The organism is Bacteroidales bacterium (genome assembly GCA_017521245.1).
In the GTDB taxonomy this organism is placed as follows: Bacteria; Bacteroidota; Bacteroidia; order Bacteroidales; family G3-4614; genus Caccoplasma_A.
On the sequence record JAFXDI010000012.1, the window covers coordinates 1 to 26,344 of the forward strand.

Below are 26,344 nucleotides of genomic sequence, written 5' to 3' on the forward strand. Positions count from 1 at the left end.
GAAAAGAGTTATTTGAAAAGCATGAGGAATATAGTGTAATAAAACAAGTTAGCAATTTCTTATCCATTGCCCATTCTCATGCAAGTTCTTCTTAATGGTTTGATACTCAAAGAATCTTAATCAAACTACATCAAATATACGAATAAGCGAGCGAAATAATATCAAGCTTGCTTGAATATTTCTCAGCGAGCGGGAGTATCTTCGAGGTCTACCTAAAAGTTGTAAAAATTTACTAACTCCATTAATGCATAAACCTAATGGCTTTAACGATCCTAAAGACCTAAAAATTATTGCAATATGCAATAATTAACAATAATTAACAATTGGGGGGGGTAAAATGTGAATTTATGTTTAAATTTGTAACCGAAAAACAAAAGAGAATACAATAAAAATATTGCTTTTTAAGCAGAGGTTAATTATATATAATTAACAACATAAATGAAGTAATTTAAGTATGTGAGATTATTTTAAAACATAAAAATAATCCCACAACACACATATATATAAGAAAAAACAAACAAAAAAATAAAAATGAATACCAAACAAATCAAACAATTACTGTATATAGTGGCACTACTCCTTCCTGTCTCAGGAATGCAAGCCCAAACAGCCGACTATATGAATGTCTATAACACCGTAGGCAAATGCGTAAGCTACAAGATAGACGATATTCGCAAAGTAGTATTTCCGAGTATCAAAGAGATGAACATCGTACTAAAAGACGGCACAGAAACCCAAGCCCTTGCCGATGTACGCAAAATCACCTTTGGCGATTCACAATACAAAGAGGTGGTAGAAGACGAAGTATTAGATAAAGACGAAACATGGGGTGACGTAAATATTGCACCAGAGGAGAATAAGGATGTAATCTTGGATGTCAATACACATATCTTCCAGGCAGAGAGCATCACCATCAACATCGATAAAGATGGTAAAACACCTCAAATCAGCATCAGCGTAGGAGGTCAGGTAATTACTAAAAACATCAAAGTAATTCGCAATATCAAAGGAGGAATTTGGACAATGCTATCACTACCCTTTGACATAGAGATAAGCGACATATTGGTAGAAAATGCCGAAGTAGAAATAGGCAGCAACCTGTTAATCCGCGTATACGATGCAGCATACCGAGCAGCCAATAGTGTAGACGGCAAAACCGCCAATGGTTGGAAAGAAAAAACAAGCGGCACAATCCCTGCCAACCAAGGCTTTGCCGTAGCCATCAACTCACGCTATGAGGGCGATGTACAAGAAGTAACATTCCTCGGACGCGACTTTGCAATGGACGGCACCGACAAAGAGCTAACACTCAATCGTCACCACAGCACAGCCAACGGAGGAAAAGATGCCGACTGGAACTTCTGCGGAAACCCCACATTAAGCAATCAAGAAAAAGAGAGCGGACACTCACTCTATGTCTATAACTCAGAGAACAACACATACGATGAGTATAGTTCAAGCCAATCAGCAACATATCTGCCATTCAGTGCCTGGTTTGTACAAAGTGCCAACGACTTCATAAACATGGTATTCTCAACCACAAGCAAAGTCATAAAGAGCACAGAAGAAAACATAGAAGGCACAATAACCCTTGCCATCAACGACGGAGACGATGAAGCAAGTATCATCCTCAACAGCGAAGCAAGCAGAGCGTACCAACGCAACGAAGATGCCCTCTATATGGAGTCTCCCAACACAAGCCTATCACAACTATATATAGTAGAAGGCAACACCCAAATGGCAGTAAGCGAACAACCCACAGTAGACGGAGCCATAAAGATAGGCTACAAAGCCGCACAAGCAGGCGAACAAACCATCACCCTAACCAACCTGCCCGACAACACAATGGCAGCGTTGGAAGATAACCAAACAGGCGAGCAAACCCTGATGAGCGTAGGAGACAGCTATAGCTTCACAACAGCCGCAGGAACAAACAACAACCGCTTCAACCTACGTCTGACAGACTTGACAGGCATAGACCAAGCCAACACAACAACATTAAAAGTTGTGGTAACAAACAATGAAATCAAGATATACGGCACAGAAGCAGGAACAGAAATAACCCTATACACAACAAACGGAATGATAATAACCAAAGCCGTGGCAGAAGAAGGCGTAACAACCATACCAACTACAGCAACAGGAGTGATCATTATCAAAGTAGGAGAAGAAACCATAAAAACAGTTAAATAGAACCTCACCCCGCTCCCTCTCGATACATAAAGAGGGAGCAAGAAATAGACAAAAAATAAAAACAAAATAAACGATGAAAAAGCAAGTAATAATATTAATATTGCTAATATCAGCCACAAGCGTAAGTTCGCAAAATATAATAGAGCGAAGCATAAGAAGGAGTATTGATGCCGCCAAAGATGTAGTAGGCGTATTCACCCCGGCAGAGCCGGCGCCAACAAAACTAACCAAAGGATTTCCGGGATATGAGCCGGTAAACCCTGACGGAACAGGAGAAACATCAGGGGAAGCAGTACCCATAGTAGAGAGCATTATAGGACTTCTTGGACTTGGCGGAGTATATGCCTGGCGTTTGATTAAAAGAAAAAAAGAGAAGTAAAATTATTAACTTTTATTCAACCTCAGAAAAGAGATAAATAGGAAGAAAGGAGAAAACAATATGAAAAAGAGAGCATTAATACTATTAACACTATTGGTAACAATAGTAATGGGTAGCACCGCCCAAAAAATAGGCAGAAGAATGAAAGTAAACTATGGAGGAGAAGTAATAGCCACTTATAACCTACCCCAAAACATAGATAGCCTAACCTTTGAGACATATAACATATACACAGTAACAGCAACACCCTCCGATGAAAACGCAGGAACAGCAGAGGTTTCAGCAACTGAAGTGGAAGAAGGAAATTCAGTAACACTCACTGCCACCCCCAACGATGGATACTGCTTTTTAAATTGGACAGTAAACGGAGAGATAGTATCAACAGAGAACCCATATACAGCAACCATTACAGAAAATACAGAATATGTCGCAAACTTTAAAGTAACAAAAGGAGTAGAAAACGGTCACGAATACGTTGACCTCGGCTTGCCCAGTGGCCTAAAATGGGCAACTTGCAATGTGGGAGCCACTACTCCTGAAGGGGTTGGCGATTACATTGCTTGGGGCGAAACCACGCGAAAAGCAACATATACTTGGAAAACTTACAAATATTGTTATGGTTCATCTACTACAATGAACAAATATTGTAGAGTCTCATCCTATGGCACAGTAGATAATAAAACCGTGCTTGAGTTAGAAGATGATGCAGCGCGAGTAAATTGGGGTGGCAATTGGCGAATGCCAACATACGATGAGTTAAGTGAATTAAGAAATACCAATAACTGTATCTGGGAATGGACTACTCAAAACGGAGTAAAAGGGTATAAAGTAACAAGTAAAAAGAACGGTAACTCCATATTTCTTCCTGCTGCGGGCTATCGCGACCTCGGCAATCTCGGCATTGGGAATAGTATCGGCGGCTACTGGTCGAGTTCGCTCGTCACGGGCCGCAGCGACCAAGCTTACAGCGTGAACTTCGATTCGGACCGCGTACGTTGGCTCAACAACGACCGTTACGCCGGGCTATCTGTCCGCGCGGTTTGCGAGTAGTGTGCGAAGAATTTACCTGCCCTAATACGCAAATAAAAAAATAAACAAAAGGTTGTAACGTAATAATACGCGCTACAACCTTTTTACTATTTGTTATTAGTATAATTGGACTAATTAACCTAATTGGGCTAACAATGCAAACAACTGACAACAGACTTTGTCTGAAAGACATGGTTGAGCGAAGCGAAACTACTTAATAGCCGTAGGTTTTCAAACCTACGGGAAAGAGTTATCTCCAACCCTTCCGTCTGAAAGACGGGAATACCCATATCTATAATATCTGCAAAAGAGTCTCAAAAGAGCAACTCCGTTTCTCTTATTAGCCTAATTTGACCAATTAGCCTAATAGGGCTAATAATTATTGTAATAAAAAGGTGTGTAAAAAGCACAACTCTTTACACACCTTATATCAATATGTTAGTAAAAAATATTTTAAAAAATCTATTTCTCTGGTTTAGGTCTTGCCTGAGAAACAATCATACGTCTTCCCTCAAACTCGCTATTGTTAAGAGACTCAATAGCAGTACGAGCCTTATCATCATCACTCATCTCAACAAAACCGAATCCTTTTGAGCGACCAGTCTCTTTATTTCTGACAATTTTCACTAAAGTAACTTCACCAAATGCCTCAAATGCTTCTTGTAGTTGAGGCTCCTTAACCCTGAAATTAAGATTTCCAACGTATATATTCATAACCAAGAGAAAAATAAAGTTTATAGTCTAAATAGGAGAAAACTCTCCGTTTAAAACTAACTCTACAAACTTATAAGAAAAAAAATATAAAAACAATATTTCGATAAAATATTTTTTAAAAAAATCTCTTTTAAGACAAAAAAATGATATTTTGAATAAAAAAAGAGATTAATTTCGCCTCAACTGTTTGATAGATTGAAATATTAAGAGTAATTTTGCAACCCGAAAGAATTTTATAACTAAAAATATATATAAATGAACGTAACAGAAAAAAGCACAGGTAATGTTTCGGCAGAGATTACCGTGAAAATTGAGAAAGCCGATTATCAAGAGAAAGTTGAGAAAGCATTGCGTTCTTACCGTCAAAAAGCAGTTGTACCCGGATTTAGAAAAGGTATGGCTCCAAAATCAATGATTCAAAAAATGGTAGGAAAATCTGTTTTGATTGAAGAGATTAATACTCTTATATCAGAGCAATTATACAACTATATAACAGATAAAAAACTTGCTGTACTTGGAGAGCCTCTTCCAAAAGAGGGACAACCCGAGGTTGATTTTGATACTCAAGAGGATTTTGAGTTTACATTTGATGTTGCTCTTGCTCCTGAAATAAAATTGGAGTTGGGCAAAGATGACAAAATAGAATACAACCAAATCATCATTGATGACGAAATGATTGAGAAACAAGTTGAGGCTTACAAAAATCGTTTCGGAAAACAAGAGGAGGGAGATGTAATTGCAGAAAACGATATCGCAAAAGGTAAAATGGTTGAACTTAACGAAGATGGCACAGTTAAAGAGGGTGGTATCGTAGTTGAGTCAGGAATGATATCTCCACGTTATACTAAAAACGAAGGTGAGAAAGCAAAATTCATCGGAGTTAAAAAAGGCGAGAAAGTTGTATTTAATCCTTCAGTAGCAAGTGACGGAAACGACACTGAGGTTGCTTCAATGCTTCACATCAAAAAAGAGGAGGCAGCAGAGGTTAAATCAAACTTTGAGATGGAGATTACTTCAATCTTGGCATTCAAACCGGCAGAGATGGGACAAGAACTATTCGATGCAGCATTTGGTAAAGATACTGTAAAAGATGAAACAGAGTTCCGTGCAAAAATCGCTGATATGTTAAAAGAGCAAATTGCACCTGAGTCTGATTACAAATTTGCAATGGATGCCCGCACTTACATCGAAAACAAAGTAGGAGAGTTAGAGTTTGCTGATGCAATGCTAAAACGTTGGTTGAAATTCAGCGACAAAGAGAACAAAATTGAGAACGTTGATGAGGAGTATGCAAAAATGTTACCTGACCTTAAATGGCAATTAATCAAAGAGAAACTTGTAAAAGATGCAGAGGTTAAGGTTGAGCGTGCTGATGTTGAGGAGATGGCTAAGAAAGCAACAAAAATGCAATTTGCTCAATACGGAATGGCTAACGTTCCCGAAGATTTACTTCAAAAATATGCTGATGATATGATGAAAGATCAAAAAATCGTAAACAACATGCTCGACAGAGTTATGGAGGAGAAGATTATCGAAGTAATCAAATCAAAAGTAACATTAGATGTTAAAGAGGTAAAACTTGAAGATTTCTACAAATCATTAGAGACAAAATAAATCTCTATTAATAAACAATAGGAAAAGAGACTGTATCACGTGGATGCAGTCTCTTTTTTCTCAAATAAATATCGTAGTAACTTTTTTTATTACGATAAAATATATAACTTCGCAAGTATTAAGTTTAACAACAAAAATAGGTATAATTATGAACGATGAATTTAGAAAATACGCCACTCGCCATTTGAATATGAATGGTAATGCACTTGATAAATATATTGATGTAACAAGCAGTTATATATCTCCAACAATTATTGAGGAGCGTCAATTAAACGTAGCACAAATGGATGTATTCTCACGTTTAATGATGGACAGAATTATCTTCTTGGGAACACAAGTAGATGATTATGCTGCAAACGTAATCCAAGCACAACTACTATATTTAGATTCAGTAGAGCCCGGAAAAGATATCTCAATCTATTTAAACAGCCCCGGTGGAAGCGTATATGCCGGATTAGGAATATATGACACAATGCAATATATTTCAAGCGATGTATCAACAATATGTACAGGAATGGCAGCATCAATGGCAGCAGTATTGCTGGTAGCAGGAGCAAAAGGAAAACGCTTTGCGTTGAAGCACTCTCGTATTATGATTCACCAACCAATGGGAGGCGCGCAGGGACAAGCATCAGATATTGAGATAACAGCACGTGAAATCCTAAAATTGCGTAAAGAGTTATATACAATAATTGCCGACCACTCAGGAAACGACTATGCAAAAATAGAACTTGACTCAGATCGTGATTATTGGATGACTGCCGAAGAGGCTAAAAATTACGGAATGATAGACAAAGTTCTTGAGAAACGATAAGTATTAGATTAAAACTATGTCTAAAAAACGAAATAACACCTCTGAGGGAAAAGAGACCTGTTTTATGTGTGGTAGAGAGATGTCGCCACAATATCTTATTCAAGGAACAAAAGGTTTCTTGTGTGGCGATTGTCTATACTACATGGCTGAGAACTATTTGAATATAACAAAAAAACCTCAGAAAACAGAAAATAAATTCCAGATAACCAATATCCCCAAACCAAAGGAGATAAAGGCGTTTCTCGATAAATATGTAATTGGGCAAGACTCTGCAAAACGATACTTGTCGGTAGCCGTTTATAACCACTACAAACGAGTGACACAAGACAAAAATCTTGCCGATAGCGTAGAGATAGAGAAGTCAAATATAATAATGGTAGGTTCAACAGGAACAGGAAAAACCCTGTTGGCAAAAACCATTGCCCGACTACTAAACGTACCCTTTACAATTGTTGATGCAACAGTCTTGACTGAGGCAGGATATGTAGGCGAAGATATTGAGAGTATATTAACTCGCCTTTTACAAGTTGCCGATTACGATGTGGCAGCAGCCGAGCGAGGAATAGTATTTATTGATGAGATAGATAAAATTGCACGAAAAGGCGATAACCCATCAATAACCCGCGATGTAAGTGGAGAGGGCGTACAACAAGGATTATTGAAACTCTTAGAGGGTTCAGTTGTAAACGTGCCACCACAAGGAGGACGTAAGCACCCTGATCAAAAGATGATACAGGTAAATACCCAAAACATATTATATATATGTGGAGGAGCCTTTGACGGAATTGAGCGTAAAATTGCTGCACGATTAAATACACAGGTAGTAGGATTTAGTACAGATGAGACACAAAAACAGATTGATCGTAGCAACTTTTTGCAATACATATCGCCACAAGATTTAAAATCATTTGGATTGATACCAGAAATAATAGGTCGTTTACCAATATTAACCTATCTCAATCCTTTAGATAGAACAGTACTTCGCAATATCCTAACCGAGCCGGAGAATGCTATAATTAAACAATATATATATATGTTTAAGTTAGATGGCATAAAATTAAAGTTCGAAGAGGAGGTTTTAGATTTTATAGTAGATAAAGCAATAGAGTTTAAGTTAGGGGCAAGAGGTTTACGTTCAATAGTAGAGCATATAATGATTGATGCAATGTATGAGATGCCTTCAACCGAAAGGAAATCACTTACAATAACATTAAATTATGCTAAAAACAGATTAATGGATGCAAATATGCACACAATGGGGTAAATTTTTTTCCAAAAAAATTGTTTTTTTTTAAAAGTAAATTATAACTTTGTTTAGCGAGTTGATATTTGTACTCGCTAAACAAAGTTTTTTTACCTAAAAAGCATTGCTTTATGTTTACAAAAACACAAGTAGCGGAGGCATTAAAAGAGAATTTTGGTTTCGATACCTTTAAGGGAAATCAAGAAGAGATAATAATGAATCTTCTCGAAGGGAAAGACTCATTTGTGTTGATGCCAACAGGAGGAGGAAAGTCGTTATGTTACCAACTGCCGTCATTATTGCTTGATGGAACAGCAATTGTAATATCTCCATTAATAGCATTAATGAAGAATCAGGTAGATGCAATGCGAAATTTTAGTGAGGAGGATGGTGTTGCTCACTTTATAAACTCTTCGCTTACAAAGGTGGCTATTGATCAGGTAAAGAGTGATATATTAAGCGGAAAAACAAAACTTCTGTATGTTGCACCTGAGTCATTAACAAAAGAGGAGAATGTAGAGTTCCTGAAGAATGTAAACATATCGTTTTATGCCATTGATGAGGCACACTGTATCTCAGAGTGGGGCCATGATTTCAGACCAGAATATCGCCGAATACGACCTATAATAAACGAAATAGGAGTAGCACCCATTATTGCACTCACAGCAACTGCAACCCCAAAAGTACAACACGACATTCAAAAGAATCTTGAGATATTGAATGCCACTCAATTCAAGTCTTCATTTAACAGACCAAATCTCTATTACGAGGTAAGGCAGAAAAACAAAGATGTTGATAAAGATATTATTAAATATATAAAATCCCAACCCGGCAAATCGGGTATAATATATTGCTTAAGCCGTAAAAAGGTAGAGGAGTTGGCGGCACATTTACAAGCAAATGATATAAGAGCATTGCCATACCATGCAGGAATGGATTCGGCAACCCGAACCCAAACACAAGATGCCTTTTTGCTCGAAGATATAGAGGTAATAGTAGCGACAATAGCCTTTGGAATGGGAATAGACAAACCCGATGTAAGGTATGTAATACATTACGATATTCCAAAGAGTCTCGAAGGTTATTATCAAGAGACAGGACGAGCAGGACGTGACGGAGGGGAAGGAGAGTGTATAACTTTCTATACCCAAAAAGATTTACAAAAACTTGAGAAATTTACACAAGGTAAATTAATCTCAGAGCAAGAGATAAGCAAACAGCTTCTATTAGAGACAGCAGCATACGCCGAGTCATCGGTATGTCGCAGAAAACTACTCTTACACTATTTTGGCGAAGAATATACACAAGAGAATTGTGCTAATTGTGACAATTGCCTTCATCCAAAAAAACAAATAGAAGCAAAAGAGTTGTTGGTATTGGCAATTGAGACCATAATTGCACTAAAAGAGAAGTTTAAATCAGATTATGTGATAGATGTTCTAAAAGGAAAAGAGAGTAACGAGATTCTATCATATAAACATAACGAGTTAGAGGTATTTGGTTCAGCCGAAGATGAAGAAGAGAAGACTCTCAATGCAGTAATCCGTCAAGCATTGATTGCTGGATATATAGCAAAAAATATAGAGTCGTATGGCTTGTTGAAGGTTACAGAAGAGGGGCATAAATTCCTTAAGAAACCGGTATCGTTTAAAATAGTTCAAGATAACGATTTTGAGGAGAGTGATGATGAGGTACAAATAAAAGGAGGAGGAGCGTGTGCGGTAGATCCAACCCTATATTCAATACTTAAAGACTTAAGAAAGAAAAAAGCAAAAGAGTTAAAACTGCCACCATACGTAATTTTTCAAGATGTGTCAATAGAATCAATGGCAACAACCTATCCAATAACAATGGAAGAGTTAAAGAATATTCCAAGAGTAGGAGCGGGAAAAGCCCAACGTTATGGCCAAGAGTTTATTGATATTATAAAACGATATTGCGAGGAGGAGGAGATTGAACGCCCCGAAGATATGCGAGTACGCACAGTTCCCAATAAATCTAAATTTAAAATCTCTATAATTCAGGCAGTTGACAGAAAAATAAGATTAGACGATATAGCGTCAGAAAAGAATCTCGACTACTCGGAACTCTTGTCGGAATTAGAGGCAATAGTAATGTCAGGAACAAAAATTAATCTTGATTACTTCATTAGGGAGATATTGGATGAAGAAGAGATTGAAGATATATTCTCATACTTTAGAGAAACAGAACATGATGATCTTGATGAAGCGCTAAAAGAGTTAGGAGATGATTACAATGAGGATGATATACGATTGGTGCGTATAAAATTCTTGTCAGAGATGGGTAACTAATAGTCAAATTGTATAAAAATATTTGTACAATAGAAATAAGAATAACAAATCTTAGGTTAAAATTGAGTAGATATGAGTATCTGCTCAATTTTTTTTGAAAAAAAACGGTAAAAAATTTTCTCAACTACTGCATTATTCTTAACTTTGCGTGCAATATAAATTAAAGCATACTCATTATGTCATTTATTGCAGAAAAAGTAGTAATGGACGGTCTAACCTTTGACGATGTCCTTTTAATCCCGGCTTATTCAGAAGTATTACCAAGGGATGTAAGTCTTAAGACAAAATTTTCACGCAACATCGATTTGAACATTCCCATAGTCTCAGCAGCTATGGATACTGTAACAGAGGCGAGCTTAGCAATAGCAATAGCTCGAGAAGGAGGAATAGGAGTAATCCATAAAAATATGTCAATTGAGGCACAAGCAAAACAAGTGCATGCGGTAAAACGTGCCGAAAACGGAATGATATATGATCCTGTTACCATAAAACGAGGTTCAACAGTAGCAGATGCTTTGGCTTTAATGGCAGAGTATCATATCGGTGGAATACCCGTAGTAGATGACGAACGTAATTTAGTAGGAATTGTTACAAATCGTGACTTACGTTTTGAGCGTAATAGTGCAAGACTGATTGATGAGGTTATGACCTCTGAAAATTTAGTAACAACATCGCAATCAACAGACTTGCATGAGGCAGCAGATATATTACAATTACACAAGATTGAGAAATTACCAGTAGTAGATAAAAGCGGAAAATTAGTAGGATTAGTAACCTATAAAGATATAACAAAAGCAAAAGACAAACCATTTGCATGTAAAGACAAATTAGGTCGTTTGCGTGTTGCTGCAGGAATAGGAGTAACAGGCGATGCAATGGAACGTGCAGCCGAGTTGGTAAATGCAGGAGTTGATGCGTTGGTAATTGACACAGCTCACGGACACACAAAAGGAGTGGTAGATCTACTAAAGAAAGTAAAAAACAGTTTCTCAGGAATTGACGTAACCGTAGGAAATATTGCAACAGGCGACGCAGCAAGATACTTGGTTGATGCAGGAGCTGACTGCGTAAAAGTTGGAATTGGACCGGGTTCAATATGTACAACTCGCGTAATTGCAGGAATTGGAGTACCACAACTATCGGCGGTATATGATGTAGCAAAAGCACTTGAAGGAACAGGTGTTCCCCTAATTGCAGATGGAGGAATACGTTATTCAGGAGATATTGTAAAAGCTCTTGCAGCAGGAGCATACTCAGTAATGCTAGGAGGATTGTTAGCAGGAGTAGAAGAGTCTCCGGGAGAAACAATTATCTATAATGGACGTAAGTTCAAAGCATATCGCGGAATGGGTTCATTAGAGGCTATGGAAAAAGGTTCAAAAGACCGTTATTTCCAAGCAGGAGAGATAGATACTAAGAAATTGGTGCCAGAGGGTATTGCTGCACGTGTACCATACAAAGGCTCTCTATATGAAGTGGTATATCAAATGATTGGAGGCCTTCGCTCAGGAATGGGATATTGTGGAGCAGAGAACATTGATAAACTACACCAAGCAAAATTCACTCGCATAACAAATGCAGGAGTTGCAGAGAGTCACCCACACGATGTAACTATTACAAGTGAATCTCCAAACTATAGTAGAGGAAATCAATAAAATAACTTAATATATCAGTAAGAGAGGAAATTTTATAGTTTCCTCTCTTTTTTTTGTATTTAAGATACTATTTTTCAATAAATTTAAAAGATATTCTTCGTGTATATACAACAAATTTTATAACTTTGAAACTTCTATGTATAAATAAATAAGTAAAAACTTGAAATATAAAATAACAATGAGAAAGAGTGCATTAATATTGGCAATTTCGCTATTAGTTCCCGCCTTGGCTGTATCACAAGAGAGTGATCTAACCATTATGACCATAAACGGAAAAGAGATTAAGAAGTCGGAATTTGAGTATATCTATAATAAAAACAAGCAACAGCAACTCGAACAAAAAACACTTGATGAGTACATTGAGATGTTTAAAGACTATAAATTAAAAGTAATGGAGGCTGAGGCAAACGGAATAGATACAACACAGGCGTTTATTTCAGAGTTACAAGGTTATCGCAACCAATTAGCCCAACCATATTTAGTCGATCAAGCTGCTGATGAAAAATTGGCACAAGAGGCGTATCAACGATTGCAAGAGAATGTTGAAGTTGCTCATATCTTATTTTCAGTAGAGGAGGGTAATCCAAATAAGACACAGGCAAAAGCATACGAAAAAGCAATGGCAGTAAAAAAACGCATTGATGCAGGAGCAGACTTTACAGATATGGCAAAAAAATATTCTGAAGATCCATCAGTAGCCCGAAATAATGGCTATTTAGGATATATAAAAGGCTTTATGACAGTATATCCTTTTGAACAAGTTGCATATACTACACCTGTAGGAGAGGTATCAGAACCGGTATTATCACGTTTTGGTTATCACTTAATAAAAGTAATGTCACGCCGTACCGATCCGGGCGAAGTATTAACAGCACACATAATGGTAATGTTGCCTACATCAATCACTCCCGACGAAGCAAAAGCAAAAGAGGCAAAGATACAAGAGGCATACCAAAAATTATTAAATGGAACACCTTTTGAAGAGGTTGTTCAAGAGTACACCGAAGATCCCGGAACTCGCGATACAGACGGAAAAATGCGTTGGATTTCAACAGGAAGAATAGTAAAAGAGTATGAAGATGTAGCCTTCTCGTTAAACGAGGGCGAGATATCAGCACCATTTAAAACACCATTCGGATGGCATATAGTAAAAGTTCTTGAGAAACGAGGATTAAAACCATATGCTGAGATGCAAAAAGATATAATGCGTAGAATAGCACGAGAAGATAGAGCAGGAAATGGAAAAGAGTCATTGATAGCAAAATTGAAGATAGATTATAACTATAAATTCTATGGCGATAAAATGGCTCAATTAAAAGAGTTGGCAAAAAGCACACAACTAAATGAAAATTTCCAATCAGCCATATCACAAGATAATGAAGCACTATTCTCTCTCAACGGAATAAAATATACAGTATCAAACTTTGCAGAATATTATACAAACAGCAAAAAGCCAAAAGAGACAGACGTTGAAAAATCTATAACAGAGAGCGTTAATGATTATATAAACTATGCAATTATAGCATACGAAAATAGTATATTAGAGGATAAGTACCCCGATTTCCGTAATCTATACAATGAGTATCGTGACGGAATGTTATTGTTTGAAATAAGCAATCGCGAGGTATGGGATAAAGCAGCAAAAGATGAAAAAGGATTAAAGAAATATTTTAAGAAAAATCGCCGTAAATACTCATGGAATGAACCTCACTTTAAAGGAATTGTTGTACAATGTAAAAACGATAGTGTTGCCTCAGAGGCAAAAGCAATGCTAAAAAATTTGAAATATGAAGAGTCGGCAACAACTCTAAACAAAGAGTTAAACAGAGGTAGCGAAAGAGTAATAAAAGTAAAACGAGGACTATTCTCATTTGGCGATAATGCAGTAGTAGATAGTTACTTCTTTGGAGCAAAACCATATATCGATGAAACATTCCCCGTTTCATTTGCAAAGGGAAGATTACTAAAGAAAGGACCTGAAAACTACACCGATGTAAAAGGACAAGTAACCTCAGACTATCAACAACAATTAGAGAAAGATTGGATAAAATATCTAAATAAAAAATACAAAGTAGAAATAAACTACAATGTTGTATCAACAATAGAAGAGAGAAAATAAAATGAAAAAAATAATTAATCTAATATTTGCTTTTTCACTATTTGCTATTACACTACAAGCCCAAGATAATGTAATAGATGAAGTTGTATGGGTTGTAGGAGATGAGGTAATACTTAAATCGCAAGTTGAAGAACAGTACCGCAATATGCAATATGAACGACAAAAAATAGAGGGAGATCCCTATTGTTTTATCCCGGAGCAGATGGCAGTACAAAAACTATTTCTTCATCAGGCAAATATTGATAGTATCTATGCCGATGAGTCGCAAGTGGCACAAGAGGTAGAGCAAAGAGTAAACTATTTTATAGCAAATATAGGTTCAAAAGAAAAAGTTGAAGAGTATTTCAACAAACCAATGCCTGAGTTAAAGGAGTTACTAACCGAAATGGTACGTGATCAAAACGTAGTACAAGAGATGCAACGTTCGCTTGTAGGAGGTATAAAGGTAACACCATCAGAAGTACGTCGTTATTACGATGCAATGCCAAAGGATAGCATACCTTTTATTCCAATGAAAGTCGAAGTGCAAATCTTAAAATTGCACCCCTTTATTCCACAAGAGGAGATAGATAACATTAAGGCACGATTAAGAAACTATACAGAGAGAGTTCTAAACGGAGAGACCGAGTTTTCAACATTAGCAATCCTTTATTCCGAAGATCCGGGTTCTGCCCGACAAGGAGGAGAGACAGGATTTGCAGGAAAAGCACAATGGGTAGAACCATTTGCCAATGCAGCCTTCTCTTTAAATGATCCTAAAAAGGTATCAAAGATAGTAGAAACAGAGTTTGGTTATCATATCTTGCAATTGATTGAGAAGAAGGGAGATATGGTAAATGTTCGCCATATCTTGTTAAAACCGAAACTATCAGTAACCGAAAAGAACAAATCTTTGGCAAAGTTAGACTCTATTAGAGCCGACATCAATAGCGGAGAGTTTACATTTGAACAAGCAGTCTTAGCACTCTCTCAAGACAAAGACACACGCAATAGTAAAGGACTTATGGTAAATCCAGCCACAGGAAATTCACGCTTTGAGATGTCGGAGTTGCCACAAGAGATAGCAAGAGCAGTCTCAAAGATGAAGGTAGGAGAGATGTCCACACCCTTTATAATGATGGACCCAAAAATGGGGCGTGAGGTTGCAGTAATAGTTCAACTAAAAAACCGAATAGACGGTCATAAAGCAAACATATCAGATGACTATCAACAGATAAAAGCGATAGTAGAAAACCAAAAGAAAGCCGAATTTATTGAGGAGTGGATAAAAGAGAAGCAGAAAACCACTTACGTAAAAATTAAGGAAGGTTGGCAAAATTGCGACTTTAAATACGATGGTTGGGTAATTGCTGAGTAAAGAGCAATATGCAGAATAAAGAGACTAAGAATAGAGATAAGATAGGAAGAATAAAGATAATAACTTTGCTCACTGTAATGATGTTGGTATCAATATGGGGAAGAGCAAAGCAGACACCTATACCCGTTCAGCCACCCATACCAATAAATAAAACAGAGATAGAGGTGGCGGCAGAAGACTCCAAAAAGGTGGTATTGGATTATGCCGATTCGCTAATGTTTGACCAACGCATAAATCCCGATTATCAAATCCTTAAAGGAAATGTAAGATTTCATAGAGGAGGGATGTTGATGTTTTGTGACAGTGCATATTTCTACGACAAAACAAACTCAATGGATGCCTTTGGTAATGTAAGAATGGAGCAAGGCGATACGCTATTTGTATTTAGCGACCTGATGTATTACGATGGAATAGAGGAAGAGGCTCGATTGCGAAACAATGTAATATTGCAAAATAGAGATGTAACCCTAATAACCGATAGCCTTAACTATGAGTTAGAGCCCAACGTAGGATACTATTTTACAGGAGGAAGAATAGTAGATTCACAAAACGAACTTGAGTCGGTTTATGGCGAGTATTGTCCCGATACCAAAGAGGCAATATTCTATTACGAGGTAACACTCACAAACGAAAAGGCAAAACTATATACTGATACGTTAATATATAACACCTCAACACATATAGCACAAATTGAGAGCCCAACAGAGATATTCTCAGATTCAGGCAAAATAGTATCACGAAAAGGTTGGTACAATACAAATAACAATCGCACAGCACTATACGAACGTTCATTAGTTCAACATAACTCATATAATCTGACAGGCGATACAATATTCTATGACAGAGATAATGGCTTTGGAAACGTATATGGCTCGGTATATATGCAAGACACTTTGCATAATGTAATATTGAAGGGTAACTACGCATACTATTACGAGAAGAACGATAGTGCAATGGTAACCGATTCTGCATTGATGATGGATTGTTCACAAAAAGATACACTCTTTTTGCATGCTGATACACTCCGAACAATAATGCTACCCGATTCAAGCCGATTAATGAAGGCATATTTCAATACCCGATTTTACAGAGAAGATATACAAGGAGTATGCGATTCAATGGTCTTCACTTCGGCAGATTCGGCAATAAATATGTATCGCAATCCGGTAATATGGAACACCAGTTATCAGATATTTGGAGATACAATAAAAATATATCTGAACGATTCAACAATAGACAGAGTACATATACCCTCATTTGCATTTGCCGCACAGCAAAAAGATACAGCATTCTTTAATCAGATAACAGGAAAAGATATGCTAAACCATTTCAAGGATGGCAAACTGCGTCAGGTTGATGTATCTGGCAATGTACAAACAATATTCTATCCACAAGAAGAAGATTCAACCTTTACAGGACTGAACAATGCAACAAGTGGATTCTTAAAAATGTATATGGATACCCTCTCAAGCGAAATGGAGAAACTAATAATGTGGCCACAGGTTGAGGGCATTATGACACCCATATCAAAGATAAAACCAAAGGATCTGTATCTACCCTCATTTAGATGGTATGAGGCGATACGTCCAACCGACAAGCACGACATTTTCCGTAAAATAGAGGAGAAGAAGAGTGTTGAAGAACCCAAAAAACGGCGAAAATTCTCAACACAAGTAGAAACACAACCGCGATAACCGAAAATAGAGATGGATATAATACAACTACTCCCTGATTCAGTAGCCAACCAAATAGCCGCAGGAGAGGTAATACAACGCCCCTCGTCAGTGGTAAAAGAGTTGGTCGAAAACTCAATCGATGCAGGAGCAACCGAAATAACCATAATAATAAAAGATGCAGGACGCACCCTGATACAAGTAATAGATAACGGAAAGGGAATGTCATGTACCGATGCACGATTATCGTTTGAGCGACATGCCACATCAAAAATAAAATCTTCATCCGATCTCTTTACCCTAAATACAATGGGATTTAGAGGCGAGGCATTAGCCTCAATAGCCGCCATAGCACACGTAGAGTTGCGTACCCGAAGAGCCGAAGACGAAGTAGGAACAAAACTAACAATAGCCGCATCAAAAGTAGAGGGGCAAGAGCCAATATCAACCCCGGTAGGAACAAATATAAGCGTAAAAGATATATTCTATAATGTACCTGCCCGACGTAAGTTTTTAAAATCAAATCAGGTTGAAAATAGCAATATATCAACTGAGTTAGAACGTATAGCAATAGCAAACCCTCAAATATCATTTACATTAAACAATAATGGGGTAGAGGTCTATAAGTTACATTCATCAACACTGTTGCAACGCATAATATCATTGTTTGGTAAAACAATGAATACACAAATGTTGCCAATCAACTTAACAACAACATTGGCAACAATAACAGGATTTGTAGGTAAACCCGAGAATGCACGTAAACGAGGAGCACAACAACTCTTCTATGTGAATGGTCGTTATATGCGACACCCATATTTTCACAAAGCGGTGATGAATGCCTATGACGGATTAATACCATCGGGAGAGATGCCAAACTATGTAATAAAATTTGAAGTTGATCCAGCAACAATAGATGTAAACATACATCCAACCAAGACCGAGATAAAATTTGAGAATGAGCAACATATATGGCCAATGTTATCTTCAGCGGTAAAAGAGGCATTAGGAAAATTCAGCGCAGTACCCTCAATCGATTTCGATACAGAAGATGCACCCGAAATACCGATATTTAACTCCAATGCACCAGTGCGTCAACCGCAGGTAAGTTATACTCCGGGATACAACCCATTTAAATATAGTGGAGTAAATAAGGTCTCAAATGATTGGCAAAAATTATATGACAATTTTGAGACGCCCTCTTCCGTAGAAGAGGAGATTACAATGCACCCTCAACCCACAACCCAACAAAGAGTAGGGGTGGAGCAAGAACTAATACCCACAGAAACAATCCCAGCATCGGTAGGTAACTATATGCAAATAAAGGGGCGTTATATAGCAACCACAATAAAATCGGGTTTGGTATTGGTTGATCAGCATAGAGCACATACACGTATATTGTATGAGAAATATATCAACAATATAGACTTAAATACACAACCGGTACAAAAAATACTCTTTCCTGAGATAATACAACTAACACCAACACAAACCGAGATAATGTTGGCAATAGAGAGCGAACTCTTATCAGTAGGATTTGAAATATCAAATCTTGGTTCAGGCTCATTCTCAATAACAGGAGTACCCGAAGGAAGTGAAGGCTTAAACTATCAAGATTTATTGCTTAAATTCATAGATATAGCAACCGAAACAGGAACAACAGATACCACCCTCTTTAAAAAGAAGATGGTGCAAACACTCGCTTCAAGTGCAGCAATACCCTATGGGCAGGCACTAACCGCAGAGGAGATGGAGTATCTCACACAAGAACTATTTAAATTATCCGAAGCAAACTACACACCCGATGGCAAACCAACCCTCTCGTGCCTGACAAACGAAGAGTTGGAGAAGAGATTTAAATAAACTAACTTTGGACAAAAGATAAAGAGATATGGCATACGATGTTTTTATAAGTTATTCTCGAAAAGATACAGCAATAGCAGATAAAATATGTAAAACATTTGATAGTGTAGGAATAACATATTTTATCAATAGACAAGGAATAGGAGGAGGTTTTGATTTAGAGGTGTTAGCAAATGCAATATTAGATAGTAAAATAGTATTGTACTTGGCAAGTGAGAACTCATATAAATCAAAATTTACCAATTCAGTGTTAACATTTGCATTTAATGAAAAGCCTAAAAATAGTATTCTTCCATATATAATAGACGGAAGTAATATGCCACCCGTATTAAGATTTGTATTTAGTAGTATAAATTGGAGAACAAAAGAGACTCATCCAATAGAGACTGTTCTTTTAAAAGATATACTTTTGTTATTAGGGAAGAGTGAAGCCGAAATAAAAACTCTACTCCAAAATATCGTCAAGGATGAAGAATTAGAGCGTAAACATAAGGCAGAGGAGCAAAAACGTAAAGAGGCAGAACGTATTCGTATTGAGGAAGAACGCAAAAAAGAAGAAGCACGTAAACTTAATAATCACAATGGCCACGAATATGTTGATCTTGGCTTACCTTCAGGCTTAAAGTGGGCAACATGTAACGTAGGAGCAACAAAGCCCGAAGAATATGGCGATTACTTTGCTTGGGGTGAGATAAAACCAAAAACAACTTACGATTGGGATACCTATAAATATTGTAATGGCACATCTCTCTCAATGACGAAATACTGTACAATTTCAGGTCTTGGCATAGAAGATAATAAAACTGTGCTTGAATTATCAGACGATGCAGCAAATGTAAATTGGGGAGGTAAATGGCGTATGCCAACAAGGAAGGAGAAAGATGAATTAAGATACTATTGCACTTGGGAGTGGACTACCCTAAATGGAATAGAAGGATATAAAGTAATAAGTAAGAAGAACGGTAACTCTATTTTTCTCCCTGCGGCAGGCTCTCGTAGCGATAGCGATCTCAAGGATGCGGGCAGTGACGGCTACTACTGGTTGAGTTCGCTTGATTGGTTCCTCAGCGGCTACGCTTACGGCTTGTACTTCGATTCGAGTGATGTGCTCTGGGACTACTACGCCGGCCGTTCCTACGGGCGGCCTGTCCGTGCGGTTTGCGAGTAGTGTGCGGAATTTACCACCCAACACATGCAAATAATAAAGCATAACTCAGCCCCCGCGAGCGTAAGGCTCGTAATAGCGGAGTTATGCTTTAATTATCAATTAAATTTATTAATTTACAAGTAGGGACGTGGCCTGCCACGTCCGAAGAAAAGGGTATCAAAAGTTTTTGTACAAAACAAAACCACCCTACTCTTTGAGGGTGGGGAGGTAGTTGATATGTTAGTTGTTTATAAAATGAAACTAAAGGAGTAGGGACGTGGCATGCCACGTCCGCCAAAGAATGTTCGTTGTTATATGTACGGTGCTACGCCCCTTATTTGTTGAAATCATTCCAAACCTAATTAGTCTAACCAAGTCTGAAAGACGGGAAACGAGCATCAAAGAAAGTAGGGACGTGGCTTGCCACGTCCGCAGAAACAAGCATCAAAGAAAGTAGGGACGTGGCCTGCCACGTCCGAAGAGACGCGAGCATCAGAGATAGTAGGGACGTGACCTGTCACGTCCGCAGAAACGAGCATCAAAGATAGTAGGGACGTGACCTGTCACGTCCGCAGAAACAAGCATCAAGATAGTAGGGACGTGACCTCCGTCGCACAGGGCACTGTGCTTCCCATTTTAAGGCACAAATTGACATTCAGTCAATTCTAATTACAAAGTAATTACCTTAAAATGCCTGTCACGTCCGCAGAAACGAGCATCAGAGATAGTAGGGACGTGGCCTGCCACGTCCGAAAAAAAAAGGCATAAAACGTATTTCTACAAAACAAAACCTCCCTACTCTTTGAGGGTAGGGAGGTAATTGATATGTGTAAATTATTTCTATTTCTCAGCCTCAGGAACAATAAGTTTGTAACCCTTACCGTGAATATTGATAATCTCAATTTGAGGATCCTCTTTCAATAACTTACGAAGTTTGGTGATATAAACATCCATACTGCGAGCGTTAAAGTAGTTATCATCAATCCAGATAGTTTTCAAAGCAAAGTTACGCTCCAAAATATCGTTAATGTGAGTACACAATAGAGATAGCAATTCCGACTCTTTAGTTGTAAGTTTAGTAACATTCTCACCAATAGTAAGAGTCTGTTTTTGGGTATCAAATGTAAAGTTACCCAATTTGTAACTTGTAGCCTCTTTAAGTTTCTTTCCTTTTACGCGGCGTAAAATAGCCTCAATTCTCAATACCAGCTCTTCCATGCTGAAAGGTTTGGTAATGTAGTCGTCAGCACCAATCTTAAAGCCTTCAAGAATATCCTCTTTAAGAGCCTTTGCTGTTAAGAATATAATAGGTATTTCGCTGTTAGCAACTCTAATTTCTTGTGCAAGAGTAAAACCATCTTTTTTAGGCATCATAACGTCTAAAATACATAGGTCGTAACTATCTTTAATAAAAGCCTTGTATCCGCACTCGCCATCGGGGCATAAATCAGCTGAATAACCCTTTGCTTGTAAATACTCTCTTAACAACATACCAAGATTCTCATCATCTTCGCATAGTAAGATTTTCATTTTTTCATCCATAGTTAATCTGTTTTTATTAAAGGTAAAACAATTATAAATTTAGTTCCAATATTAACTTCGCTCTCTGCGTGAATAGTTCCTTTAAGATCTTCAATAATCTTTTGAACGTATGCAAGACCTAAACCAAAACCTTTCACGTTGTGAATGTTTCCGGTGGAAACTCTATAAAATTTTTCAAATATCTTTTTTAAATCCTCTTTTTTAATGCCAATTCCGTTATCCTCAATCTCAATCTCCAGTTTGCCATTTCTTGTACGAGTTTCAATGTGAAGTTTCAATGGTCTTCCCTCATAAGCATATTTTAGAGCATTGTCAAACAGGTTAAAGATAACATTTGTGAAGTGCATCTCATCAACCTCAACCAAAGTCACCTCATCACATAGGTGAGCATTAATCTCTCCACCCAATTTCTCAATTTTAAGCCTAAAGGTACTAATTGCTTTGTCAATAACTGTGTTGGCGTCTAACATAGTCAATCGCATCATAACCTTGTGTTTCTCCAATAAAGACATTTGCAACACCTTGTCAACTTGGAATCTAAGTCTGCTCGATTCATCTATAATCACCTTTGCAACATGTTCAATCATTTTAGGATTTTTTCCAACTGACTGGTCGTTTAACATTTGTGCTGCAAGAGATATTGTAGATATAGGAGTTTTAAACTCGTGCGTCATATTGTTAATGAAGTCGGTTTTCATATCACTCAATTTCTTTTGGCGTAAAGCAATCACAATAGTAAAAATGAATGTGAGTAGCATTACCAAAGTAAATATGAACGATGTTATCATAAACTCAACCGATTGCATAATATACTTTGTTTGAGTAGGGAAGTATATCTTTATATAGTGAGTTCTGTCAGGAGCATCGTTAGGGAAAATTATCTGACTGTAAACAACATTTTTACTTGTTGGAGCGTAACCCTGACTCTTGTATAATAACTTTCCATGACCATCAGAGATGGCAAACTTGAAAACAATATTAATATCATTATTTAAAAGTTCTGCTCTCAGATAACTTTCAAGTTGTCGTGTATCCACCCTCTCTAAGATAGGTTGAAAACTTGCAGTATTTAAAATTTTCAAAACAACATCATTAAGCAATCCCTTTTGGTATAGATACTGTTTTTTTAGCATCTCTTGAATACCAATATATGTTTTGGTAACATTGTTTTGATAATTATCTTTGCCCTTATAGCTATTAAATATATCGTGTGACGGTAAAAGCGTAATTTTAGAACTATCGCTCTTAATATATTTATTAGCCTCTTTTGAATTAAACTCGTATGAAATCAATCTCTTTTGGCTTTCGTTAACACCCTCTTGAAGATACCTGATAGATTCATCCCTCTCTAAAGCCTCCGAAACATCATATAAACTACGTTTAACAGCAAGAGAAAACTGCTCCTTCCTCATTTGAATAACATTATTCAAATAGGTAATTTGTATGAAAAGCAAACATACAAATGTGAGAGCCATTATGGTAACTAAAACCCATATAGTAGATTTTCTCATATTATAATATATTGTTTATAATTTCTCTTTACTATGTTTTCAATTTATTTGATTAAATCTATAAATACTAAACAAAAATTAAAGAATATTGTTTAAAAACCCAACCAAATATTTTAACATCTTGGTGCAAATTTAACATTCAAATCTTAAATACGCAACCATTTAACATAAAAAATCTAATATATTAACTAATATTAACTAAAAAAATAATAGCCACATACTTTATGTACGTGGCAGTAATTAAGAAATATGCAAGTGAGCGAGGGCTTGTTAATTAGAAATTAAAACTTGCAGCTAATAACTTTTGATGTACTGTTCCTATCTGTAAGCTTATAAACTCTGTGTCTCTTTTCCTGAAAAAATCACCCAAAATCAGAATAAAACAACAGCAGGTTGTTCAAACGGACAACCTGCTATATATTAATATTAGTTTCTAACGGCTAAGGTGCGGAGCACCGTACAACTAATAACAACCCGTAGGGTGGCGTTAGCCAACAACTAAAAACTAAAAGCTAATAACTATAAAACTACCTTTTGAGATTTATTCTCGGTAACAATAATATAAGCACCTTTAGGTAATGTAATTTGAGCAGAACCATTAACATAAGTATCTTTAAGAACTTGCCCTGCAAGGTTAATAACCTGCAACTTGCCATAGTAATTGCAAATATCAATACCATTACCTGCAATAACTTTTATCTCAGAAGTTGAGATATTGTTATCCTCAATGCTTGAGAAGTCTGACTCTATGATATTGGTAAATTGATTCCACCCTGAAGTTGTCTCGTATGTTGATTTTGCTCCTACAGGTACATATAGTGTGCATTTTGTTTTATCTACATTATAAAATACATTCGTATTTATTGTAAATAGGTCTTCTGCAGGTATTAACGATATTACACTTGTTAACCCCTTACACCCGCTGAAAGCAGATCCTCCAATAGACGTAACACCTTCTTTAATAGTAAGCGAGGTTAACCCATAACATTTATAGAAAGCATAATCACCAATAGAAGTAACGCTATTAGGGATGGTTGTTGAAGTTAGCCCTGAACACCCTTCGAAAGCATAATCTCCAATAGAAGTAACGCTATTTGGAATAGTAACAGAGGTTAACCCCTTACACTCCTTGAAAGCATAATTTCCAATAGAAGTAACACCTTCTTTAATAGTTACTGAAGTTAAGTTTTTACATCCATTGAAAGTATAAACTTCAATAGAGGTAACACTATTTGGTATAGTTACCGAAGTTAACTCAGAACAACCAGAGAAAGCTTGACCTCCAATAGAAGTAACGCTATTTGGAATAGTAACAGAGGTTAACCCCTTACACCCTCTGAAAGCAGATCCTCCAATAGACGTAACACCTTCTTTAATAGTTACTGAAGTTAAGTTTGTACATGCATTGAAAGCAGCATCTCCAATAGAAGTAACGCTATTTGGAATAGTTACTGAAGTTAAGTTTGTACATACATTGAAAGCATAATTTCCAATAGAAGTAACACCCTCTTTAATAGTAAGCGAGGTTAACCCATAACATTCATTGAAAGCGCAATTTCCAATAGAACCGTTGCTTATAGTAACTGAGGTTAAGTTTGTACAATTCTCGAAAGCAGTAATCCCAATAGAAGTAACGCTATTTGGGATTGTTACTGAGGTTAATACGCTACACCTATCGAAAGCATAATTTCCAATAGAAGTAACACCTTCTGCAATTTCAACTGATTTAATTGAACTTTTGTAACTACTCCATGGCCTACTTTTCATCTTTCCCGTACCTGTAATTTTCAAAAGCCCTGTTTCTGTATCAAGGCTCCAATTAACGTTTGTTCCGCATGCGCCACTGTAAGTTTCGCCATACGCTGTTGTAGCAAATATTACCAGCGTTGCTACAAATAGTGTTTTAAAGTAATTTAGTTTCATAAAAATAAAAATTTAGTTATACATAAAGTTAATTTAACTCGTTTTTAACCTCACGCATAACTAAATAAAGAAAGCGTGGGTTATCTGTACTATTCAGAGGTACTGCCATACCCACACTACAATACAATACAACCCACGCATACACGTAGGCGTTCTTGTGCTTATTGTTCTTGTAGTGTTATGAAAATTGGCAGTTTTCTGAACTAAGTACAATAGCAAAAACGCTATAAATATATCAATGTCTTGATGTTCTATTTCATTAATGCAAAATTATTAATATTTTTGGGATATTCAAAATCATTGTTGATTTAAAAAAAACTATTATATATAGTAATAGCCACATACTTTAATGTACGTGGCTATTTATAATTAATAGTTAACAACTACACTCCAATCTTTTGAGAATAGTTTTCGATAACAACAATATACACTCCATTAGGTAATGTAATTTGAGCAGAGCCGTTAACATAGGTATCTTTAAGAACTTGTCCTGCAAGGTTGATAACTTGCAACTTGCCATAATAATTACAGATATCAATACCATTACCTGCAATAACCTTTATCTCTGTTGTAGAAATATTACTATCCTCTATACCTGTAAAATCACTCTCTATAAAATTGGTAAAATCACTCCACTCAAACTCATAATCCTCTTTTGTCCCTTTTGGAATATAAACAGGAATTGTTTTATCTACATTGTTAAATGTGTTAGAGTAGATAAGAGGAGGATATTCTGCTAAAGAATAGATAGAATTTAATTTACTACAATATCTAAAAGCATCATTTCCAATTTCACTAACTCCGCTACCAATAGTAACCGAAGTTAACCCTGAACAACCATCGAAAGCCGATTCTCCAATAGAGGTAACACTATTAGGTATAGTAACCGAAGTTAACTTTGAACAATCATTGAAAGCCCATTTTCCAATAGAGGTAACACTATTAGGTATAGTAACCGAAGTTAACTTTAAACAACTACCGAAAGCCGATTCTCCAATTTCACTAACTCCGCTACCAATAGTAACTGAAGTTAACCCTGAACAAACATAGAAAGCATAATCTCCAATAGAGGTAACACTGTTAGGTATAGTAACCGAAGTTAACCCGGAACAACCTGAGAAAGCATAATCTCCAATTTCACTAACTCCGCTACCAATAGTAACCGAAGTTAACCCTGAACAACCATCGAAAGCCGAATTTCCAATAGAGGTAACACTATTAGGTATAGTAACCGAAGTTAACTTTAAACAACTACC

The 26,344-nt window shown here is 36.8% G+C and carries 19 protein-coding genes; 13 read left to right on the forward strand and 6 right to left on the reverse strand.

The features are described from left to right. Nucleotides 1–531: 531 nt before the first annotated feature. The 3 genes from IKK64_02975 (at nucleotide 532) to IKK64_02985 (ending at nucleotide 3,622) form a co-directional block, all read left to right on the forward strand. On the forward strand, nucleotides 532–2,193 hold the full coding sequence (locus IKK64_02975; protein ID MBR4119024.1) for a hypothetical protein: 1,662 nt from the start codon (nucleotides 532–534) through the stop codon (nucleotides 2,191–2,193). A 73-nt stretch (nucleotides 2,194–2,266) separates the two neighbouring features. Further along, entirely contained in the window at nucleotides 2,267–2,572 is a 306-nt protein-coding gene (locus IKK64_02980) for a hypothetical protein (protein ID MBR4119025.1), read from the forward strand. Nucleotides 2,573–2,632: 60 nt separating this feature from the next. Continuing rightward, nucleotides 2,633–3,622, forward strand: coding sequence for a hypothetical protein (locus tag IKK64_02985; protein MBR4119026.1), 990 nt, complete (start codon nucleotides 2,633–2,635; stop codon nucleotides 3,620–3,622). 441 nt (nucleotides 3,623–4,063) lie between these two features. Here IKK64_02985 and IKK64_02990 read toward each other — a convergent pair whose 3' ends face one another. Further along, nucleotides 4,064–4,315 carry an RNA-binding protein gene (locus IKK64_02990; GenBank protein MBR4119027.1) on the reverse strand — a complete coding sequence of 84 codons (252 nt, stop codon included), beginning with the start codon at nucleotides 4,313–4,315 and terminating at the stop codon, nucleotides 4,064–4,066. 255 nt (nucleotides 4,316–4,570) lie between these two features. Between IKK64_02990 and tig the strand changes: the two genes are divergently transcribed. From tig to IKK64_03040, 10 genes are all read left to right on the forward strand, one after another. Then, nucleotides 4,571–5,929, forward strand: a complete 1,359-nt coding sequence (gene tig / locus IKK64_02995) for a trigger factor (GenBank protein MBR4119028.1) — start codon at nucleotides 4,571–4,573, stop codon at nucleotides 5,927–5,929. 148 nt (nucleotides 5,930–6,077) lie between these two features. Continuing rightward, entirely contained in the window at nucleotides 6,078–6,743 is a 666-nt protein-coding gene (clpP, locus tag IKK64_03000) for an ATP-dependent Clp endopeptidase proteolytic subunit ClpP (protein ID MBR4119029.1), read from the forward strand. A 16-nt stretch (nucleotides 6,744–6,759) separates the two neighbouring features. After that, nucleotides 6,760–8,007 (forward strand): ATP-dependent Clp protease ATP-binding subunit ClpX, encoded by a 1,248-nt coding sequence (gene clpX / locus IKK64_03005; protein ID MBR4119030.1) that lies wholly within the window; start codon nucleotides 6,760–6,762, stop codon nucleotides 8,005–8,007. 110 nt (nucleotides 8,008–8,117) lie between these two features. Beyond that, nucleotides 8,118–10,298 carry a DNA helicase RecQ gene (gene recQ, locus IKK64_03010; GenBank protein ID MBR4119031.1) on the forward strand — a complete coding sequence of 727 codons (2,181 nt, stop codon included), beginning with the start codon at nucleotides 8,118–8,120 and terminating at the stop codon, nucleotides 10,296–10,298. 176 nt (nucleotides 10,299–10,474) lie between these two features. Next, a complete protein-coding gene (gene guaB / locus IKK64_03015; GenBank protein MBR4119032.1) occupies nucleotides 10,475–11,953 on the forward strand; it encodes an IMP dehydrogenase in 1,479 nt (492 codons plus the stop codon). A gap of 259 nt (nucleotides 11,954–12,212) precedes the next feature. Continuing rightward, on the forward strand, nucleotides 12,213–14,072 hold the full coding sequence (locus IKK64_03020) for a peptidylprolyl isomerase (GenBank protein MBR4119033.1): 1,860 nt from the start codon (nucleotides 12,213–12,215) through the stop codon (nucleotides 14,070–14,072). Between the two features lies 1 nt (nucleotide 14,073). Further along, a complete protein-coding gene (locus IKK64_03025; GenBank protein MBR4119034.1) occupies nucleotides 14,074–15,429 on the forward strand; it encodes a peptidylprolyl isomerase in 1,356 nt (451 codons plus the stop codon). A gap of 77 nt (nucleotides 15,430–15,506) precedes the next feature. Continuing rightward, on the forward strand, nucleotides 15,507–17,123 hold the full coding sequence (locus IKK64_03030) for a hypothetical protein (protein ID MBR4119035.1): 1,617 nt from the start codon (nucleotides 15,507–15,509) through the stop codon (nucleotides 17,121–17,123). Between the two features lie 12 nt (nucleotides 17,124–17,135). Further along, complete coding sequence (mutL, locus tag IKK64_03035) at nucleotides 17,136–18,965, forward strand: DNA mismatch repair endonuclease MutL (GenBank protein ID MBR4119036.1); 1,830 nt, start codon at nucleotides 17,136–17,138, stop codon at nucleotides 18,963–18,965. A 28-nt stretch (nucleotides 18,966–18,993) separates the two neighbouring features. Next, on the forward strand, nucleotides 18,994–20,133 hold the full coding sequence (locus tag IKK64_03040) for a TIR domain-containing protein (GenBank protein MBR4119037.1): 1,140 nt from the start codon (nucleotides 18,994–18,996) through the stop codon (nucleotides 20,131–20,133). Nucleotides 20,134–20,510: 377 nt separating this feature from the next. Here IKK64_03040 and IKK64_03045 read toward each other — a convergent pair whose 3' ends face one another. The 5 genes from IKK64_03045 to IKK64_03065 all read right to left on the reverse strand — a co-directional run. Further along, nucleotides 20,511–20,651: a hypothetical protein gene (locus IKK64_03045; GenBank protein ID MBR4119038.1), complete on the reverse strand. Its 141-nt coding sequence runs from the start codon at nucleotides 20,649–20,651 to the stop codon at nucleotides 20,511–20,513. Between the two features lie 301 nt (nucleotides 20,652–20,952). After that, a complete protein-coding gene (locus tag IKK64_03050; protein MBR4119039.1) occupies nucleotides 20,953–21,654 on the reverse strand; it encodes a response regulator transcription factor in 702 nt (233 codons plus the stop codon). Nucleotides 21,655–21,656: 2 nt separating this feature from the next. Next, nucleotides 21,657–23,165, reverse strand: coding sequence for a HAMP domain-containing histidine kinase (locus IKK64_03055; GenBank protein MBR4119040.1), 1,509 nt, complete (start codon nucleotides 23,163–23,165; stop codon nucleotides 21,657–21,659). Between the two features lie 519 nt (nucleotides 23,166–23,684). Continuing rightward, the gene (locus tag IKK64_03060; protein MBR4119041.1) at nucleotides 23,685–25,088 is read right to left on the reverse strand and encodes a leucine-rich repeat domain-containing protein; all 1,404 of its coding nucleotides are present in this window, start codon (nucleotides 25,086–25,088) and stop codon (nucleotides 23,685–23,687) included. Between the two features lie 383 nt (nucleotides 25,089–25,471). Next, a partial coding sequence (locus IKK64_03065; protein MBR4119042.1) for a leucine-rich repeat domain-containing protein occupies nucleotides 25,472–26,344 on the reverse strand: 873 nt, incomplete at its 5' end.

Bases quoted from the DNA above. Each gene is read 5' to 3' on its own strand.
- IKK64_02975 (MBR4119024.1), top strand. From the start codon at position 532: ATGAATACCAAACAAATCAAACAATTACTGTATATAGTGGCACTACTC.
- IKK64_02980 (MBR4119025.1), top strand. From the start codon at position 2,267: ATGAAAAAGCAAGTAATAATATTAATATTGCTAATATCAGCCACAAGC.
- IKK64_02985 (MBR4119026.1), top strand. From the start codon at position 2,633: ATGAAAAAGAGAGCATTAATACTATTAACACTATTGGTAACAATAGTA.
- IKK64_02990 (MBR4119027.1), bottom strand. From the start codon at position 4,315: ATGAATATATACGTTGGAAATCTTAATTTCAGGGTTAAGGAGCCTCAA.
- tig (MBR4119028.1), top strand. From the start codon at position 4,571: ATGAACGTAACAGAAAAAAGCACAGGTAATGTTTCGGCAGAGATTACC.
- clpP (MBR4119029.1), top strand. From the start codon at position 6,078: ATGAACGATGAATTTAGAAAATACGCCACTCGCCATTTGAATATGAAT.
- clpX (MBR4119030.1), top strand. From the start codon at position 6,760: ATGTCTAAAAAACGAAATAACACCTCTGAGGGAAAAGAGACCTGTTTT.
- recQ (MBR4119031.1), top strand. From the start codon at position 8,118: ATGTTTACAAAAACACAAGTAGCGGAGGCATTAAAAGAGAATTTTGGT.
- guaB (MBR4119032.1), top strand. From the start codon at position 10,475: ATGTCATTTATTGCAGAAAAAGTAGTAATGGACGGTCTAACCTTTGAC.
- IKK64_03020 (MBR4119033.1), top strand. From the start codon at position 12,213: ATGACCATAAACGGAAAAGAGATTAAGAAGTCGGAATTTGAGTATATC.
- IKK64_03025 (MBR4119034.1), top strand. From the start codon at position 14,074: ATGAAAAAAATAATTAATCTAATATTTGCTTTTTCACTATTTGCTATT.
- IKK64_03030 (MBR4119035.1), top strand. From the start codon at position 15,507: ATGATGTTGGTATCAATATGGGGAAGAGCAAAGCAGACACCTATACCC.
- mutL (MBR4119036.1), top strand. From the start codon at position 17,136: ATGGATATAATACAACTACTCCCTGATTCAGTAGCCAACCAAATAGCC.
- IKK64_03040 (MBR4119037.1), top strand. From the start codon at position 18,994: ATGGCATACGATGTTTTTATAAGTTATTCTCGAAAAGATACAGCAATA.
- IKK64_03045 (MBR4119038.1), bottom strand. From the start codon at position 20,651: ATGCTCGTTTCTGCGGACGTGACAGGTCACGTCCCTACTATCTCTGAT.
- IKK64_03050 (MBR4119039.1), bottom strand. From the start codon at position 21,654: ATGGATGAAAAAATGAAAATCTTACTATGCGAAGATGATGAGAATCTT.
- IKK64_03055 (MBR4119040.1), bottom strand. From the start codon at position 23,165: ATGAGAAAATCTACTATATGGGTTTTAGTTACCATAATGGCTCTCACA.
- IKK64_03060 (MBR4119041.1), bottom strand. From the start codon at position 25,088: ATGAAACTAAATTACTTTAAAACACTATTTGTAGCAACGCTGGTAATA.